Below are 13979 nucleotides of genomic sequence, written 5' to 3' on the forward strand. Positions count from 1 at the left end.
AGGCTCGGGGAGGTCGTTGAAGCCCGCTTGCCGGACGCAGGCGAGATTGCGCCACGGCGGCTTTGACAGGGGCAGGGGGAGTGCCTATCATTGCGCGCCTATGTTAACCACACGACTTCCCAGCAGGGTCGAGCCCTACAAGCTCGCAGCCCGATCCGAGCATCTCGAGGGCCTGATGGCCCTTGCCGAACTTGCGCGCCTGACCGAAGAGATCGGGCCTCAGAGCGGCGATCTTCGGGTTGCCCTGGATTTCGGCATCGATCCCCAAGGACGCCGCGTGATTCACGGCCGCCTGGAGGCGGATCTGCAGCTGCCTTGTCGGCGCTGCCTGTCGCCGATGGCGCAGCACGTGGAGAGCGAGTTCCTGCTCGGCATGGTCACCAGCGACGACCTGGCCGCCGAGCTGCCGAGCACTCACGAGCCGGTGCTGGTGGAAGACGAACAGCTGAACCTGCTGACGGTGGTCGAGGACGAACTGATCCTCAGCCTGCCACAGGTGGTTTACCACGATGAGGCCGACTGTGAGGTCTCTCGCGACCAGCTGACCAGCGGGGAGGATGCCGCGGCATCCCGGGAGCCCGCAGCGAGTCCCTTCGACGTGCTCAAGCACCTCAAGGGCAAATCCTGATTTATCATCGTTTCACTCTGGAGTGACATCCCATGGCAGTTCAAAAGAACCGCAAGACCCGTTCCAAGCGCGGCATGCGTCGCAGTCACGACGCCCTGACCGCCCCGGCCCTGTCCCAGGACCAGGAGACCGGCACCACTCATCTGCGCCACCACGTCTCTCCGGACGGTTTCTATCGTGGCCGCAAGGTCGTCGACGCCTGAGACGGCGACGCTTCCTTCGGTAACGTCTGGCCGCTGACTCCCTGTGCGGATCGCCATCGACGCGATGGGCGGCGATCTCGGTCCCCGTGCCACCGTGCGGGGGGCGGCCAGCGCGGCTCTGCACGACCCTCGTCTCGAGATCCGGCTGTTTGGCCCCCGACGCCAGCTGGAGGGTGAGATCTTCTGCCTGCCGCGGCGTCTCGTCGCGGCTGGTTCGCGTCTGGAGGTTGTGGATGCCGCCGAGGTGATCGCCCCGGGGCAGCGTCCTGCCGACGCGCTGCGTCACGGCCAGGCCAGCAGCATGGCCAGGATGCTGGCCGCCGTGGCGGCCGGTGAGGCGGCGGCCGGGGTCAGCGCCGGCAATACCGGGGCGCTGGTGGCCCTGGGACGACAGGCGCTGGGCACCGTGGCCGGTATTCCGCGTCCGGCGATCAGCACCGCGATGCCGACGCGCAGCCAGGGACGTTGCTACCTGCTCGACCTGGGTGCCAATGTCGAGGCCTCCGCCGAGCGGCTGGTCGATTTCGCCCTGATGGGCGAGCTGATGGCGCGTCACGTGGACGGGATCGCGGCGCCCCGGGTGGCGCTGCTCAACGTCGGGGTGGAGGGCACCAAGGGCACGGCCAGTGTTCGCGAGGCGGATGCACGGCTGCGCGCCATGGAGCAGCTCGACTATCGCGGCTACGTGGAGGGCGACGGTATCTTCGCGGGTCGGGTGGACGTGGTGGTGTGCGACGGCTTCGTCGGCAACGCCGTGCTCAAGGCCAGCGAAGGCCTGGCACGAATGCTGGTGGCGCGGGTTCAGGCCACCTTCGAGGCCCACTTGAGCAGCCGCCTGGTGGGGGCACTGGCGCGGCCGGCGCTGCGACGCCTGAAGGGCGAGCTCGACCCGGTGCGCTACAATGGCGCCAGCCTGCTGGGCCTGGCCGGCATCGTGGTGAAGAGTCACGGCGGTGCCGACGCTGCCGGCTTCCGCTATGCGGTGTTGCGGGCGGTACAGGAGGTGCGTCACGATTTGCCGCGCTGCCTGGCGGTCGGTCTGGCGCCGAGGCGGGGCGTTGGCGAGTCGGTCGGCAGGGCCGGTCGAGTCGCCAGCGATCCCGATCTCCTCGCACCGGGCCTTCCCGGTGAGGATGACAGCCAACAAGAGTAAAGGTGAACATGATGACTCAATCCCTCGCCCTCGTGTTCCCCGGGCAGGGTTCCCAGCAGATCGGCATGCTGCGGGAGCTGGCGGAACGCTACAGCGTGGTGCGCACCTCCTTCGAGGAGGCCTCCGACGCGCTGGGCTATGACCTCTGGCAGGTGGTCCAGGAAGGTCCGGCGGACGCGCTCAACGCCACCGCCTGCACTCAGCCGGCACTGCTCACCGCCAGCGTCGCCATCTGGCGGGTCTGGCAGGAACTGGAGGGGCCGCGCCCCGGCGCCATGGCCGGCCACAGTCTCGGCGAGTACAGCGCCATGGTGTGTGCCGGCGTGATGTCCTTTGCCGAAGGCGTGAAGCTGGTGCGCCTGCGCGGTGACGCGATGCAGGCCGCGGTGCCGGTGGGCGAGGGCGCCATGGCGGCGATCCTGGGTCTCGACGATGCCGTCGTTGAGCAGGCCTGTGCCGAGGCCGCCCAGGGTGAGGTGGTCGCTGCGGTCAATTATAATGCGCCCGGCCAGGTGGTGATCGCCGGCGGTCAGGCCGCCGTGGAGCGTGCCATTGCCGCCTGCCAGGCGGCCGGCGCCAAGCGGGCCATGCCCCTGCCGGTGTCGGTGCCGTCACACTGCGCACTGATGTCGCCCGCCGCCGAGCGCCTGGCCGAGGCCATGGATGTGATCGAGCTGCGTTCGCCGCGCTATACCGTGTTCCAGAACGTCGACGCCCAGGCCCACGCGGACACACAGACCCTGCGTACCCGTCTGATTGAACAGCTCTATCGCCCCGTGCGCTGGACCTCCTGCGTCGAGGCCATGGTCGAGGGCGGTGCCGAGGTGTTCATCGAGTGCGGTCCGGGTAAGGTGCTCACCGGTCTGGGCAAGCGTATCGCCCGCGGCAGCAAGGGGCTGGCGGTCAATGATCCGGACAGCCTTGAGGCGGCCCTGGAACTGGCCCGCAGCGTAGCCAACGGCAACGCGGCCAACGGCTGATCCATTCCTCAGGACAAAGGCGAGATCACCATGACAACCGAAACGAGAGTTGCCTTTATCACCGGTGCCAGCCGCGGTATCGGCCGCGCCATCGCCCATGAGTTGGGCCGTCAGGGGCGCATCGTGATCGGCACCGCCACCAGCGACGCCGGCGCCGAGAAGATCGACGCCGACCTCAAGGCCCAGGGCATCCAGGGCGCGGGGCGCAGGCTCGATGTCACCGACCCGGCCAGCGTGGATGCCCTGGTCAAGGCGGTTACCGAGGAGTTCGGCGCGCCGACTATCCTGGTCAACAACGCCGGCATCACCCGCGACAACCTGCTGATGCGCATGAAGGAAGAGGAGTGGGATGACGTCGTCGACACCAACCTCACGTCGGTCTATCGCGTCAGCAAGGCGTGCCTGCGCGGCATGACCCGGGCCCGCTTCGGTCGCATCGTCAACATCAGTTCGGTAGTCGCCACCATGGGCAACATGGGCCAGACCAACTATGCTGCCGCCAAGGCGGGCATGGAGGGCTTCACCCGTGCACTGGCGCGCGAGGTCGCCTCTCGCGCCATCACCGTCAATTCGGTGGCTCCGGGCTTCATCGCCACCGAGATGACCGAGGCGCTGCCCGAGGAGCAGCACAAGATGCTGCTGGGCCAGATTCCCCTGGCGCGTCTGGGTCAACCCGAGGAGATCGCCGCGGCGGTGGGCTTCCTCACCGGCGAGACGGCGAGCTACATCACCGGCGAGACACTGCACGTCAACGGCGGCATGAACATGCGTTGAGACCCTGCAGGGACGGCGGTTGCGCCGGCCCCGGGGCGTCTATAAACTACTTCGCAGCTTTCGTCTGCGGATCTGGAACCCCAACGGCTGGTCATCTGGACGGCCAATTTGAACGACTGGAGTACGTCATAATGAGCACCATCGAAGAGCGCGTGAAGAAGGTTGTGGCCGAGCGCCTGAACGTCAAGGAAGAGGACATCCAGAACAGCTCCTCCTTCACCGAGGACCTGGGTGCCGATTCCCTGGATACCGTCGAGCTGGTCATGGCGCTCGAGGAAGAGTTCGATACCGAGATCCCGGACGAAGAAGCAGAGAAGATCACCACCGTTCAGGAAGCCATCGACTACGTCAACTCCCACCAGTAAGCCTGGTGGCGGTCGATGCCGCCTGACGCGGGGACCTGGTTCCTCGGAAAAAAGCCGCCCAGCGAGGCGGCTTTTTCGTGGCAGGGTGCCGCAGGGCTTGTCAGGGCAGCGCGGGGCGGGGAGACTCGTTATAATGCCCGCAGCGGACGGCTTCCCCTGGGGGAGGCCTGTCATATTGGATGTCTGGAGGAACACTGATGGCACGTAGAAGGGTTGTGGTGACCGGTCTGGGACTGGTCACGCCGGTGGGGAATAGCGTCGAGGAGAGCTGGTCCAACATCAAGGCCGGCAAGAGCGGCATTACCCCCATCGAGCACTTCGATGCCAGCGGATTCAACACACGCTTCGGTGGCTCGGTCAAGGACTTCGATATCAGTCCCTACCTGAACCCGAAGGAAGCCCGCAAGATGGACCTCTTCATCCAGTATGGCGTGGCCGCCGGAGGGCAGGCCATCGCGGACTCGGGGATCGAGTGCACCGATGAGAACGCCGGCCGGATCGGCGTGGCCATCGGTTCCGGTATCGGCGGCCTGCCGATGATCGAGCACAATCACAGCGCCATGTTGAAGAGCGGACCGCGCCGCATCTCGCCCTTCTTCGTGCCCGGCTCGATCATCAACATGATCTCGGGCAACCTGGCCATCCTGCATGGTTTCCGCGGTCCCAACATCGCCATCACCACCGCCTGCACCACCGGCACTCACAATATCGGCTACAGCGCCCGCACCATCGCCTACGGCGATGCCGACGTGATGGTCTGCGGTGGCGCCGAGATGGCCACGACCCCCCTGGGCCTGGGCGGCTTCTCCGCGGCGCGGGCGCTCTCTACCCGTAACGATGACCCCGAGGCGGCCAGCCGCCCCTGGGACCGCGACCGCGACGGCTTCGTGCTCTCCGACGGCGCCGGGGTCCTGGTGCTGGAGGCCTACGAGCATGCCAAGGCTCGCGGCGCGACCATCTACGCCGAGCTGACCGGCTTCGGCATGAGCGACGACGCCTACCACATGACGGCCCCGCCCGAGGACGGCAGCGGGGCGGCGCTCTCCATGAGCAACGCCGTCCGCGATGCTGGCCTCAACCCCTCGGCCATCGATTACATCAACGCCCACGGCACCTCCACCTCGGCCGGCGATCTCGCCGAGAGCCGCGCGGTGGAGAAGGTGATGGGGGCGGCGGCGAAGTCCGTGGCGGTCAGCTCCACCAAGTCGATGATCGGTCACCTGCTGGGCGCCGCCGGTGCCGTGGAAGCGGTGTTCTCCATTTTGGCGATCCGCGACCAGGTGGCGCCTCCTACCATCAACCTGGACAACCCCCAGGAAGGCTGTGTGCTCGACTACGTGCCGCACACCGCCCGGGAGATGAAGATCGATGTGGCGCTGTCGAACTCTTTCGGTTTCGGCGGCACCAACGGCACCCTGGTCTTTTCCCGGGTGTGAGGGGCGAGGGCGCCTGGCCGCTGGACGATCGCGGAGCCGCCTATGGGGACGGCCTGTTCGAGACCATGCTGCTGCGCGACGGCCGACCGCTGCTGTGGGACGAGCACCTGGCGCGCCTGGCCCGCGGCTGCCATGCGCTGGGCATTCCCATGCCTCCCGGACGTGAGCTGGCAGCCCCCCTGGCAAAGGCCGGCACCGGGCTCGAGGTGCTCAAGCTGATGCTGACCCGCGGCAGCGGAGGGCGAGGCTACCGGCCGCCGGTCTCCCCCCAGGCGCGGCTGCGCTGGCAGCTCGCCGTCTTCGCCCCGGCCGAGACGCGCTGGCAGCAGGGCGTAAGGGTTCGCTTCTGCCGCCTGCGGCTGGGTATACAGCCCGCGCTGGCTGGCCTCAAGCACCTCAATCGCCTGGAGAACGTGATGGCGCGGGCCGAATGGGACGACGAGGCGGTGGCCGAGGGACTGCTCTGCGACAGCGATGGCCGGCTGGTGGAAGCCACCGCCATGAATCTCTTCTGGCAGCGCGAGGGTCGCCTGGAGACGCCGCGGCTCGACCGCTGCGGCGTGGCGGGCACCCTGCGTGAGGCCTTGAAAGAACGCCTGCCCATTGCCGAGGTCGATGCCGGGCCCCAGGCGCTGGATCAGGCCGAGGCGGTGTGGCTGGGCAACTCGGTGCAGGGGGTCTGGCCGGTGGTGCGCCTCGATGATGACGTTGGCATCGAGCGGCAGCGCTGGTCGCTCACGCGCATTCACCGAGACCTTCAGGCCGAGGCCCATCGCCTGCTGGGCTACCCCGTTCCTGACCCGATCTGACGTGACCCGACCCGAGATGAGACCGCGAGGACGCCGATGCTGCGTGTGCTGAAAATTCTGCTGGTGCTGGCCCTCCTGGCCGGCGCCGCCCTGTTCGGCGGCTACCGCTACTGGGAGTCTCGCCTCGAGGCCCCCATCACCGTGAGCGAGCCGACCCTCTATGAGGTGCCCCGCGGCGCCGGCTACAACCGCGTGGTGGCCGACCTGGCGCAGCGCGGGGTCATCGCCGACGACTGGGCCTTCCGCCTGCTGACCCGCCTGGAGCCGCAAAGCGTGCCGAGCCTGCGCGCCGGCGAATACATGCTGGAGCCCGGCATGAGCGGGCGCGAGTTGGTGATGCTGCTCGGCAGCGACCGGGTGGTCACCTACCCGCTGACCATCCCCGAGGGCTGGACCTTCCACCAGATGCGCGAGCTGCTCGACGCTGCCCCCAAGCTGGAGAACCGCACCGCGGGCCTCTCCGACGAGGAGGTGATGGCGCTGCTCGACCGCGAGGGCGTGTTCCCCGAGGGCTGGTTCTTCCCCGACACCTATCGCTACCACAAGGGGGTGAGTGACGTGGAGATCCTGCGCCAGGCGCTCACCCGCATGGAGGGTATCCTAGAGGAAGTCTGGGAGGTGCGTGCCGACGACCTGACCATCGACACCCCCTACGAGGCGCTGATCATGGCCTCGCTGATCGAGCGTGAGACCGGGGCACCGGCGGAGCGTCGCGAGATCGCCGGCGTCTTCAAGCGCCGCATGGAGACCGGGATGCGCCTGCAGACCGACCCCACGGTGATCTATGGCATGGGCGAGCGCTATGAGGGCCGCATCACCCGCGCCGACCTGCGCGAGGCGACCCCCTACAACACTTACGTGATCGACGGCATGCCGCCCACGCCCATCGCCATGCCCGGCCGGGCGTCCCTCGAGGCCGCGGTGAATCCGCTGCCCGGCGAGACCCTCTACTTCGTCTCCCGGGGCGATGGCACTCACCACTTCTCGCGGACCCTGCGCGAGCACAACAATGCGGTCAACCGGTATATCCGCAATCGCTGATGGGAGCAGGCATGAGCAATAACGACCCTGATCGGCCAGCGAGGGACGCCGGGGATAGGTCGGAGAGATATGGCCGCTTTATCACCCTTGAGGGGGGCGAGGGAGTCGGCAAGTCCACCAACCTGGCCCGGTTGGTCGACTGGCTCGAGGCCCGCGGCCTCGAGGTGGTGCAGACCCGCGAGCCTGGCGGCACGGCTCGCGCCGAGGCGATCCGCTCGATGCTCCTCGACCCGAGCGTCGAGGAGCCGCTGGATGACGACGCCGAGCTGCTGCTGGTCTTCTCCGCCCGGGCCCAGCACCTGGCGCGGGTGATTCGTCCGGCGCTGGCGCGCGGCGCCTGGGTGGTGTGCGACCGCTTCACCGACGCCACCTTCGCCTACCAGGGCGGCGGGCGGGGCATCGACCCCGCGCGCATCGCCGAACTGGAGCACTTCGTGCAGCGGGGCCTCGCCCCCGACCTGACCCTGCTGCTGGACATGCCCATCGAGGCCGCCCGCGAGCGTGTGGCCCTGCGCGGCGGGGCGCCGGATCGCTTCGAGCGCGAGCGCGGTGAGTTCTTCTCGGCGGTGCGCCAGGCCTACCTGGCTCGCGCCGCCGCCGACCCCGAGCGCATCGCCGTGGTGGACGCCTCGCGCCCCCTGGCAGCGGTGGGGGAGCAGATCGAGGCGCTCCTGGCCGAGCGGGTGTCGGCATGGCAGTAGCGTCCGAGTCCCTCCAGCCGCTGCCCTGGCTGCGGCCACGCTTCGCCGAGCTGACGCGCCTGGCCGATGCTGACCGGCTGCCCCATGCCTTGCTGATCTCGGGACCGCGCGGCGTCGGCAAGCACTCCCTGGCCGATGCCCTGGTCGCCCGCACCCTCTGCGCCGCCCCGGGGGAGAGCGCCTGCGGTGCCTGCCACGGCTGCCGCATGCTGGCGTCCGGCTATCATCCGGATCTGCTGCGGGTGGAGCCGGAGGAGGGCAAGCGCCAGATCCGCATCGGTGTCATCCGCGAGGTCAACGCCTTCGTGGCCCAGACTCCCCAGCAGGGGGGCTACCGGGTGATCCTCATCGCCCCGGCGGAGGCCATGAACCAGGCCGCCGCCAACGCCCTGCTCAAGAGCCTGGAGGAGCCGGGGGAGCGCACCCTGTTCGTGCTGCTCGCCGACATCCCCTCGCGGCTGCTGCCCACCATCCGCTCTCGCTGCCAGCACTGGAGCCTGGCGGTTCCCGACGAGGTGGCCTGCCTGCCCTGGCTGGCCGAGCGCCTGGGTGACGAGCAGGAGGCGCGCTTCTGGCTGGGTCTGGCCGGCGGACTGCCGCTGGCCGCCCTGGTCCAGGCCGAGCCGGCGTCCAGGGCGCTGCGCCAGCAGCTGCTCGAGAGCTTCGAGGCGCTGGTGCGCGGCGCCGAGCCGGTGGCCGAGTCCGCTCGCCTGGATCGCCAGTCGGTGGAGGCGATCCTGTGGTACGGTATTGCCTGGCTGGAGGACCTGATCCGCCTGGGGCTCTCGGGGGAACCCGGAGAGCTTCGCAACCCCGATCTGCTGCCCCTCTACCGTCAGGCGGTGAAGAATGGCCGGGTGCGCGACTGGTTCCGCCTGCTCGACTACGCCCGGGAACAGCGTCGCCTGCTGGCCGCGGGCGGCAATCCCAATCCCCAGCTGGTGCTTGAAGCCTGGTTGGTGCGCTGGTCCGCGCTGCTGCGCTCGTGAACGAGGAGAGGCCATGGCTGCCCAGAAGGCCCTGTCGCTGAATATCCAGGATGTGCAGACCCTGCTGTCGGCCTACATGCCGATGCTCGAGCGGGGGGGCATATTCGTGCCTACCCGGGAGCGTTACGAACTGGGCCAGGAGATCTACCTGCTGCTCACCCTGCCCGGAGAGAGCGAACGGGCGCCGGTCACCGGCCAGGTGGTGTGGGTCTCCCCGGAAGGGGTCACCGGCCGCCGCATGCCCGGCGTCGGTATCCACTTCAGCGCCGGTGACCAGGCGGTGCGCGATCGCATCGAGAACCTGCTCGCCGGCCACCTCGACAAGGGCGCGCCGACTTACACGCTTTAGCGAGTTGCAGGCCCCAGGCTGCCTGTGGGAGTGCCGCTAGCTGCGCGAAGGCGGTGACTGAAAAAGCCGCCAGTGGCCTTGCCATTCGCGAACCGACGTTCGCTCCCACCTCCATCACTCACCGTTCTGCTATCGGTATCACCATGTTTGTCGATTCCCACTGCCATCTCGATCGCCTTGATCCCGCGACCCACGGCGGCGATCTCGCCGCCACCCTGGACGCCGCCCGGGCCCGCGGGGTGAAGCAATTCCTGGCCATCGGCGTGACTCTCGAGGCACTGCCCGGCATCGCCGCCATCGCCCGGGAGCATGACGATGTGGTGCTCTCCGCCGGGGTGCACCCGCTGCACAGCGTCGCCGAGGAGCCGAGCCTCGAGGCGATCAAGGAGGCCGCGGAGCGCTTCGGCGCCGTGGCCATCGGCGAGTGTGGCCTGGACTATCATTACCTCGAGACGTCGCCGGACAAGGTGCCCTCCCGCGAGGTGCAGCGCGAGCGGTTCCGCTGCCAGTTGATCGCCGCCACCGAGCTGGCGCTGCCGGTGATCATCCACACCCGGGAGGCCCGCGAGGAGACCCTGGCGCTGATCCGCGAGCACACCGACCCGGCCGTCGGCGGCGTGCTGCACTGCTTCACCGAGGATCTCGACATGGCCCGGGAGGCGGTGCGCCACGGCTTCTACATCTCGTTCTCGGGCATCGTTACCTTCCGCAACGCCGAGGCGCTGCGTGAAGTGGCCCGCCGGGTGCCGTTGGACCGGCTGCTGATCGAGACCGACAGCCCCTACCTCGCCCCGGTGCCCTACCGCGGCAGACCCAACGAGCCGGCCTGGGTGGTGGAGGTGGCCAAGTGCATCGCCGCCGAGCGCGGCATCAGCGTGGAGGAGGTCGCCATGCAGACCACCGCCAACTTCTACCGCCTGTTCCGCGCCGCGGCCCCCGACGCCCCCGCCGAACTGCGCGAGGCCCTTCAAGGTGGCGGCCTGCTGGGCTGATCCATTCCGTGACGCCATCGCAAGACACCATGGCAAGACAAGGGAGCCGACATGAACCTCGACCCGCTGCTGGCCCATATCGATCCCGAGGGGGAGATTCCTCCGGTGGAACGCTGGCACCCCAAACATGCCGGCGAGATGGACCTGGTGATCGTCGCCGACGGTCGCTGGATCCATGAGGGGACCCCGATCGCCCGGCCGCGGCTGGTGCGGCTGCTCTCCACGATCCTGCGCCGCGAGGCAGACGGTCGTTACGTCCTGGTTACCCCGGCCGAGAAGCAGCTCATCCGGGTGGAGGATCGCCCCTTCCTGGTGGTGGATGCCGACCCGGATGAGGACGGCACCTGGTGGTTGACCACCAACGTGGGCGATCGCCTGGCGCTGGGCGAGGACCACCGCCTGTCGCTGAGCGAGACCCCCACCGGCGAGACGGTGCCTGAGGTGCCGGTGCGCTTCGGTCTGGCCGCGCGACTGGGGCGCAACGTCTACTACCGCCTGGTGGAGGCGGCCGAGCACCGTGCCTTGCCCGGCGGCGGCGAGGAACTGGGCCTGGTCAGCGCCGGCGTCTGGCAGCCCCTGGGGCGCCTGGACGACGGCGAGACCGCGTGAGGCTCACCGACGAACAGCGGGCTGTCGTCGAGCACGCCGCCGGACACGCCCGAGTCGCCGCGGTGGCGGGCTCCGGCAAGACCACCACCATGGTGGCCCGAGTATTGCTCCTGCTGGCCCGGGGGGTGCCGCCATCGCGGATCCTGGTGCTGATGTTCAACCGCTCGGCCCGGGAGGATTTCCAGGCGCGGCTCGCCGCCATGGCGCCGGTCGGGCAGCCGCTGCCCGACGTGCGCACCTTTCACTCCCTGGGCCACCGCCTCACCGCCAGCCTGACCCGCTGGGGAGCGCTGGTCCCTCGGCAGCTGCTAACCGCCGACTGGCAGGCCGAGCGGCTGCTGCGCCAGGCCACCCAGCGTGCCCTGGGGGCTGCCCCCGAGGCGGGGGAGGCGGCCCTGGACGCCGAGCGCCTCGAGGCCCTTGCCCACTTCTGCGCCCTGGTGAAGGCCGAGATGGTCCCGCCGGCGGAGCTCTACGCCCGGCTCGACTTCGGCGAGGCCACCGAGCACTTCGTGGCGGCTTTCGATCACGCCGAGGAGCTCCTCACCGACCACGGCCTGATGGGCTATGCGGACCTGCTCTACCGCCCGCTGCGCGCCCTGGAGGCCGACGACGCCTTGCGCGGCCGCGTCCGGGGCTTCCTCGATCACGTCATCATCGATGAGTATCAGGACATCAACGTCGCTCAGCAGCGTCTGCTGGCGGTGCTGGCCGGCGACCGGGCCGATGTGATGGCGGTGGGCGACGCCAACCAGTGCATCTACGAATGGCGCGGCGCGCATCCGGACACCATGCTGGAACGCTTCACCGCGACCTTCGGTGCCGCCGTCGACTATCCGCTCTCCACCACATTCCGCCACGGCCACGCCCTGGCGCTGGCCGCCAACCACGCCATCGAGGCCAACCGGCGCCGCCCCGACCAGCTCTGCCTGGCCGCCCCCGGCAACCCCCGGACCCGCCTGGCCCAGGCCCAGGGCAGCCGTGCCCTGCTCGAGGCGCTGGCCACCTGGCAGGCCCAGGGTAGGCGCCTCAACGAGACCTGCGTGCTGGTGCGCAGCTGGTCGCTCTCGGTGCCGCTGCAGCTAGCGCTGCTGCGCGAGGGCATTCCCTTCCGGCTCTCCCGGCAGGATCGCTTCGTCTTTCGCCTGCCGCTGGTGCAGGCCCTGGCCGGCTACCTGCGCCTGGCCCGGGAGCCGTCGCTGCTGGCCGACCCCGGACACCTGGCCCTGCTGCTGAGCCAGCCCACCCCCTTCGTGGCCCGGGAGCGGCTGGTGAATCTCGCCGATGTGCTGGCCAACACCCAGCGCTGGCCGGAGCGTCACGACCCCCTGCTCGCCGGTCTCAAGCCCCACCAGAAGCGCACCCTCAGAAAGCGCTGGGCGCTGCTCTGCGAGCTGCCGAAACGCTCGGCCTGGCCGCCGGCGAGGCTGCTCGAGCATGTGGTAGAGGCGGTGGAGGCCGAGAAGGTGCTCAAGCGCGCCGCGGCCCGTCGCGACAAGGGCGAGGAGGACGTGCGCCTGCTCGACGTGCTGCTGGAGCAGGCCGCCGAGCTCGGCAACGACCCGGAGGCCTTCATCGAACTGCTGGAGCGGCCGGTCCAGAGCGATGCGGAGGGCGTGCTGATCACCACGGTACACGGCGCCAAGGGCCTGGAGTGGCCGCTGGTGGCGCTGGCCGGGGTCAACGAGCAGGACTTCCCGCATTACAGTCGAGACAACCCCCTGACGGCCCAGCGCCTTGAGGAGGAGCGTCGGCTCTTCTACGTGGCCATCACCCGGGCGCGGGAACGGCTGCTGCTGCTCCACGACGCCGGCGACCACCGGCCGAGCCGCTTCCTGGTGGAGAGCGCTTGGGAGGAGTGCCAGCGGGTCGCCGAGCGGCTGAACGAGACGCATGGCGAGCACCCGGAACGGCAGGGCGGCAGGGACGAGGCGCCGCTTGCAGTGTCGCGGCCGCCCCTGATGGAGCGCTACCTGGCAAGGCTTGGCACGCCGCTGCCGCTGGCGCCGCTGGACTCGGGTGTGGCCGCGGGGGCCGCTAACTATCGAGTCTTAGACGTGGGGCAGCGGCTGCGCCATGCTGTCTTTGGTGAGGGTGAGATCGACCTGGTGGAGGGCGACCCGGACAACCCGGTGATCGAGGTGCGCTTTCGCCATGCCGGTCGGCGGCGCCTGATCGCGCGCCGCGCGCCCATTGAACTGCTGGAAGGAGACCGCCCATGAGCGCCCCCCTGATCACCGCTTCCGAACTGGCCGAGGCCCTCGACAGCCGCCTGCCACCGCGGCTGCTCGACTGCCGCGCCAGGCTGGGTGACGCCGATGCGGGCCACTCCCTGTGGTGGGAGGCCCACCTGCCCGGCAGCTACCACCTGGATCTGGATCGCAACCTGGCAGGGCCGCCGGGGCAGGGCGGGCGCCATCCGCTGCCGAGCCGCGAGGCGTTCACCGCCACCCTGCAGCGGCTGGGGATCGCCCCTGAGTTACCGGTGGTGCTCTACGACGACATGGGGGGTCAGCTGGCCGCGGCGCGAGCCTGGTGGATGCTGGCCTGTTGGGCCGGGCATCCCGACGTGCGCGTCTTCGACGGCGGCATCAAGGCCTGGCTGGGTGCCGGCGAGGAGCTCTCCGAGGGCGATCGCGCCGCACCCCATGCCAGTTCCTGGGTGCCGATGTTCCACGACGAGCGGTGGGTGGAGGTGGCCCAGCTGTCATCGGGCAGCGCGCTGCTCGTGGATGCGCGCAGCCGCGAACGCTTCCGCGGCGAGGCCGAGCCCATCGACCCGGTGGCGGGGCATATCCCCGGCGCGGTGTGCCGGCCCAGTATGGACAACCTCACCCCCTACGGCCGCTTCAAGCCGGCCGCGCAGCTCGCCGCCGAGCTGCCCGAGGCCGAAGAGGTGATCGCCTATTGTGGGTCAGGCGTCACCGCCTGCCACACCATCCTGGCCTAC

At 69.4% G+C, this 13979-nt stretch carries 16 protein-coding genes; all 16 read left to right on the forward strand.

Annotated features, from left to right (window positions below; all coding sequences use genetic code 11):
* Nucleotides 1-100: 100 nt before the first annotated feature.
* Nucleotides 101-628: a YceD family protein gene (locus ACR80S_RS08630; RefSeq protein WP_435399805.1), complete on the forward strand. Its 528-nt coding sequence runs from the start codon at nucleotides 101-103 to the stop codon at nucleotides 626-628.
* Nucleotides 629-660: 32 nt separating this feature from the next.
* Nucleotides 661-831: a 50S ribosomal protein L32 gene (rpmF, locus tag ACR80S_RS08635; RefSeq protein ID WP_435399804.1), complete on the forward strand. Its 171-nt coding sequence runs from the start codon at nucleotides 661-663 to the stop codon at nucleotides 829-831.
* Nucleotides 832-874: 43 nt separating this feature from the next.
* Nucleotides 875-1984 (forward strand): phosphate acyltransferase PlsX, encoded by a 1110-nt coding sequence (plsX, locus tag ACR80S_RS08640; RefSeq protein ID WP_435403013.1) that lies wholly within the window; start codon nucleotides 875-877, stop codon nucleotides 1982-1984.
* 11 nt (nucleotides 1985-1995) lie between these two features.
* Nucleotides 1996-2964: an ACP S-malonyltransferase gene (gene fabD, locus ACR80S_RS08645; RefSeq protein WP_435403014.1), complete on the forward strand. Its 969-nt coding sequence runs from the start codon at nucleotides 1996-1998 to the stop codon at nucleotides 2962-2964.
* A 30-nt stretch (nucleotides 2965-2994) separates the two neighbouring features.
* Nucleotides 2995-3738, forward strand: coding sequence for a 3-oxoacyl-ACP reductase FabG (fabG, locus tag ACR80S_RS08650; RefSeq protein ID WP_435399802.1), 744 nt, complete (start codon nucleotides 2995-2997; stop codon nucleotides 3736-3738).
* Nucleotides 3739-3869: 131 nt separating this feature from the next.
* On the forward strand, nucleotides 3870-4103 hold the full coding sequence (gene acpP / locus ACR80S_RS08655; RefSeq protein WP_089710620.1) for an acyl carrier protein: 234 nt from the start codon (nucleotides 3870-3872) through the stop codon (nucleotides 4101-4103).
* Nucleotides 4104-4300: 197 nt separating this feature from the next.
* Complete coding sequence (fabF, locus tag ACR80S_RS08660; RefSeq protein ID WP_435403015.1) at nucleotides 4301-5539, forward strand: beta-ketoacyl-ACP synthase II; 1239 nt, start codon at nucleotides 4301-4303, stop codon at nucleotides 5537-5539.
* Nucleotides 5536-6348, forward strand: a complete 813-nt coding sequence (gene pabC / locus ACR80S_RS08665; RefSeq protein WP_435403016.1) for an aminodeoxychorismate lyase — start codon at nucleotides 5536-5538, stop codon at nucleotides 6346-6348. The genes fabF and pabC overlap by 4 nt, the downstream gene beginning before the upstream one ends.
* Nucleotides 6349-6384: 36 nt before the next feature.
* On the forward strand, nucleotides 6385-7389 hold the full coding sequence (gene mltG / locus ACR80S_RS08670; RefSeq protein ID WP_435403017.1) for an endolytic transglycosylase MltG: 1005 nt from the start codon (nucleotides 6385-6387) through the stop codon (nucleotides 7387-7389).
* A gap of 11 nt (nucleotides 7390-7400) precedes the next feature.
* A complete protein-coding gene (gene tmk / locus ACR80S_RS08675) occupies nucleotides 7401-8090 on the forward strand; it encodes a dTMP kinase (protein WP_435399798.1) in 690 nt (229 codons plus the stop codon).
* The gene (locus ACR80S_RS08680) at nucleotides 8081-9079 is read left to right on the forward strand and encodes a DNA polymerase III subunit delta' (RefSeq protein WP_435399797.1); all 999 of its coding nucleotides are present in this window, start codon (nucleotides 8081-8083) and stop codon (nucleotides 9077-9079) included. Before tmk ends, ACR80S_RS08680 begins: the two co-directional genes overlap by 10 nt.
* Before the next feature lie 13 nt (nucleotides 9080-9092).
* The gene (locus ACR80S_RS08685) at nucleotides 9093-9428 is read left to right on the forward strand and encodes a PilZ domain-containing protein (RefSeq protein WP_435399796.1); all 336 of its coding nucleotides are present in this window, start codon (nucleotides 9093-9095) and stop codon (nucleotides 9426-9428) included.
* A 143-nt stretch (nucleotides 9429-9571) separates the two neighbouring features.
* Nucleotides 9572-10420, forward strand: coding sequence for a TatD family hydrolase (locus ACR80S_RS08690; RefSeq protein ID WP_435403018.1), 849 nt, complete (start codon nucleotides 9572-9574; stop codon nucleotides 10418-10420).
* Between the two features lie 51 nt (nucleotides 10421-10471).
* Complete coding sequence (locus ACR80S_RS08695) at nucleotides 10472-11029, forward strand: DUF1285 domain-containing protein (RefSeq protein WP_435399794.1); 558 nt, start codon at nucleotides 10472-10474, stop codon at nucleotides 11027-11029.
* On the forward strand, nucleotides 11026-13251 hold the full coding sequence (locus tag ACR80S_RS08700; RefSeq protein WP_435399793.1) for an ATP-dependent helicase: 2226 nt from the start codon (nucleotides 11026-11028) through the stop codon (nucleotides 13249-13251). The genes ACR80S_RS08695 and ACR80S_RS08700 overlap by 4 nt, the downstream gene beginning before the upstream one ends.
* The coding region (locus tag ACR80S_RS08705) for a sulfurtransferase (RefSeq protein WP_435403019.1) at nucleotides 13248-13979 on the forward strand (732 nt) is incomplete at its 3' end. The genes ACR80S_RS08700 and ACR80S_RS08705, both read left to right, overlap by 4 nt.

The organism is Halomonas salsilacus (assembly GCF_051216275.1).
Taxonomy (GTDB): domain Bacteria; phylum Pseudomonadota; class Gammaproteobacteria; order Pseudomonadales; family Halomonadaceae; genus Halomonas.

Coding starts and splice junctions, on each gene's coding strand:
- tmk (WP_435399798.1), top strand. CDS start 7,401: ATGAGCAATAACGACCCTGATCGGCCAGCGAGGGACGCCGGGGATAGG.
- fabF (WP_435403015.1), top strand. CDS start 4,301: ATGGCACGTAGAAGGGTTGTGGTGACCGGTCTGGGACTGGTCACGCCG.
- ACR80S_RS08685 (WP_435399796.1), top strand. CDS start 9,093: ATGGCTGCCCAGAAGGCCCTGTCGCTGAATATCCAGGATGTGCAGACC.
- ACR80S_RS08690 (WP_435403018.1), top strand. CDS start 9,572: ATGTTTGTCGATTCCCACTGCCATCTCGATCGCCTTGATCCCGCGACC.
- rpmF (WP_435399804.1), top strand. CDS start 661: ATGGCAGTTCAAAAGAACCGCAAGACCCGTTCCAAGCGCGGCATGCGT.
- fabD (WP_435403014.1), top strand. CDS start 1,996: ATGACTCAATCCCTCGCCCTCGTGTTCCCCGGGCAGGGTTCCCAGCAG.
- ACR80S_RS08680 (WP_435399797.1), top strand. CDS start 8,081: ATGGCAGTAGCGTCCGAGTCCCTCCAGCCGCTGCCCTGGCTGCGGCCA.
- fabG (WP_435399802.1), top strand. CDS start 2,995: ATGACAACCGAAACGAGAGTTGCCTTTATCACCGGTGCCAGCCGCGGT.
- mltG (WP_435403017.1), top strand. CDS start 6,385: ATGCTGCGTGTGCTGAAAATTCTGCTGGTGCTGGCCCTCCTGGCCGGC.
- acpP (WP_089710620.1), top strand. CDS start 3,870: ATGAGCACCATCGAAGAGCGCGTGAAGAAGGTTGTGGCCGAGCGCCTG.
- ACR80S_RS08630 (WP_435399805.1), top strand. CDS start 101: ATGTTAACCACACGACTTCCCAGCAGGGTCGAGCCCTACAAGCTCGCA.
- ACR80S_RS08695 (WP_435399794.1), top strand. CDS start 10,472: ATGAACCTCGACCCGCTGCTGGCCCATATCGATCCCGAGGGGGAGATT.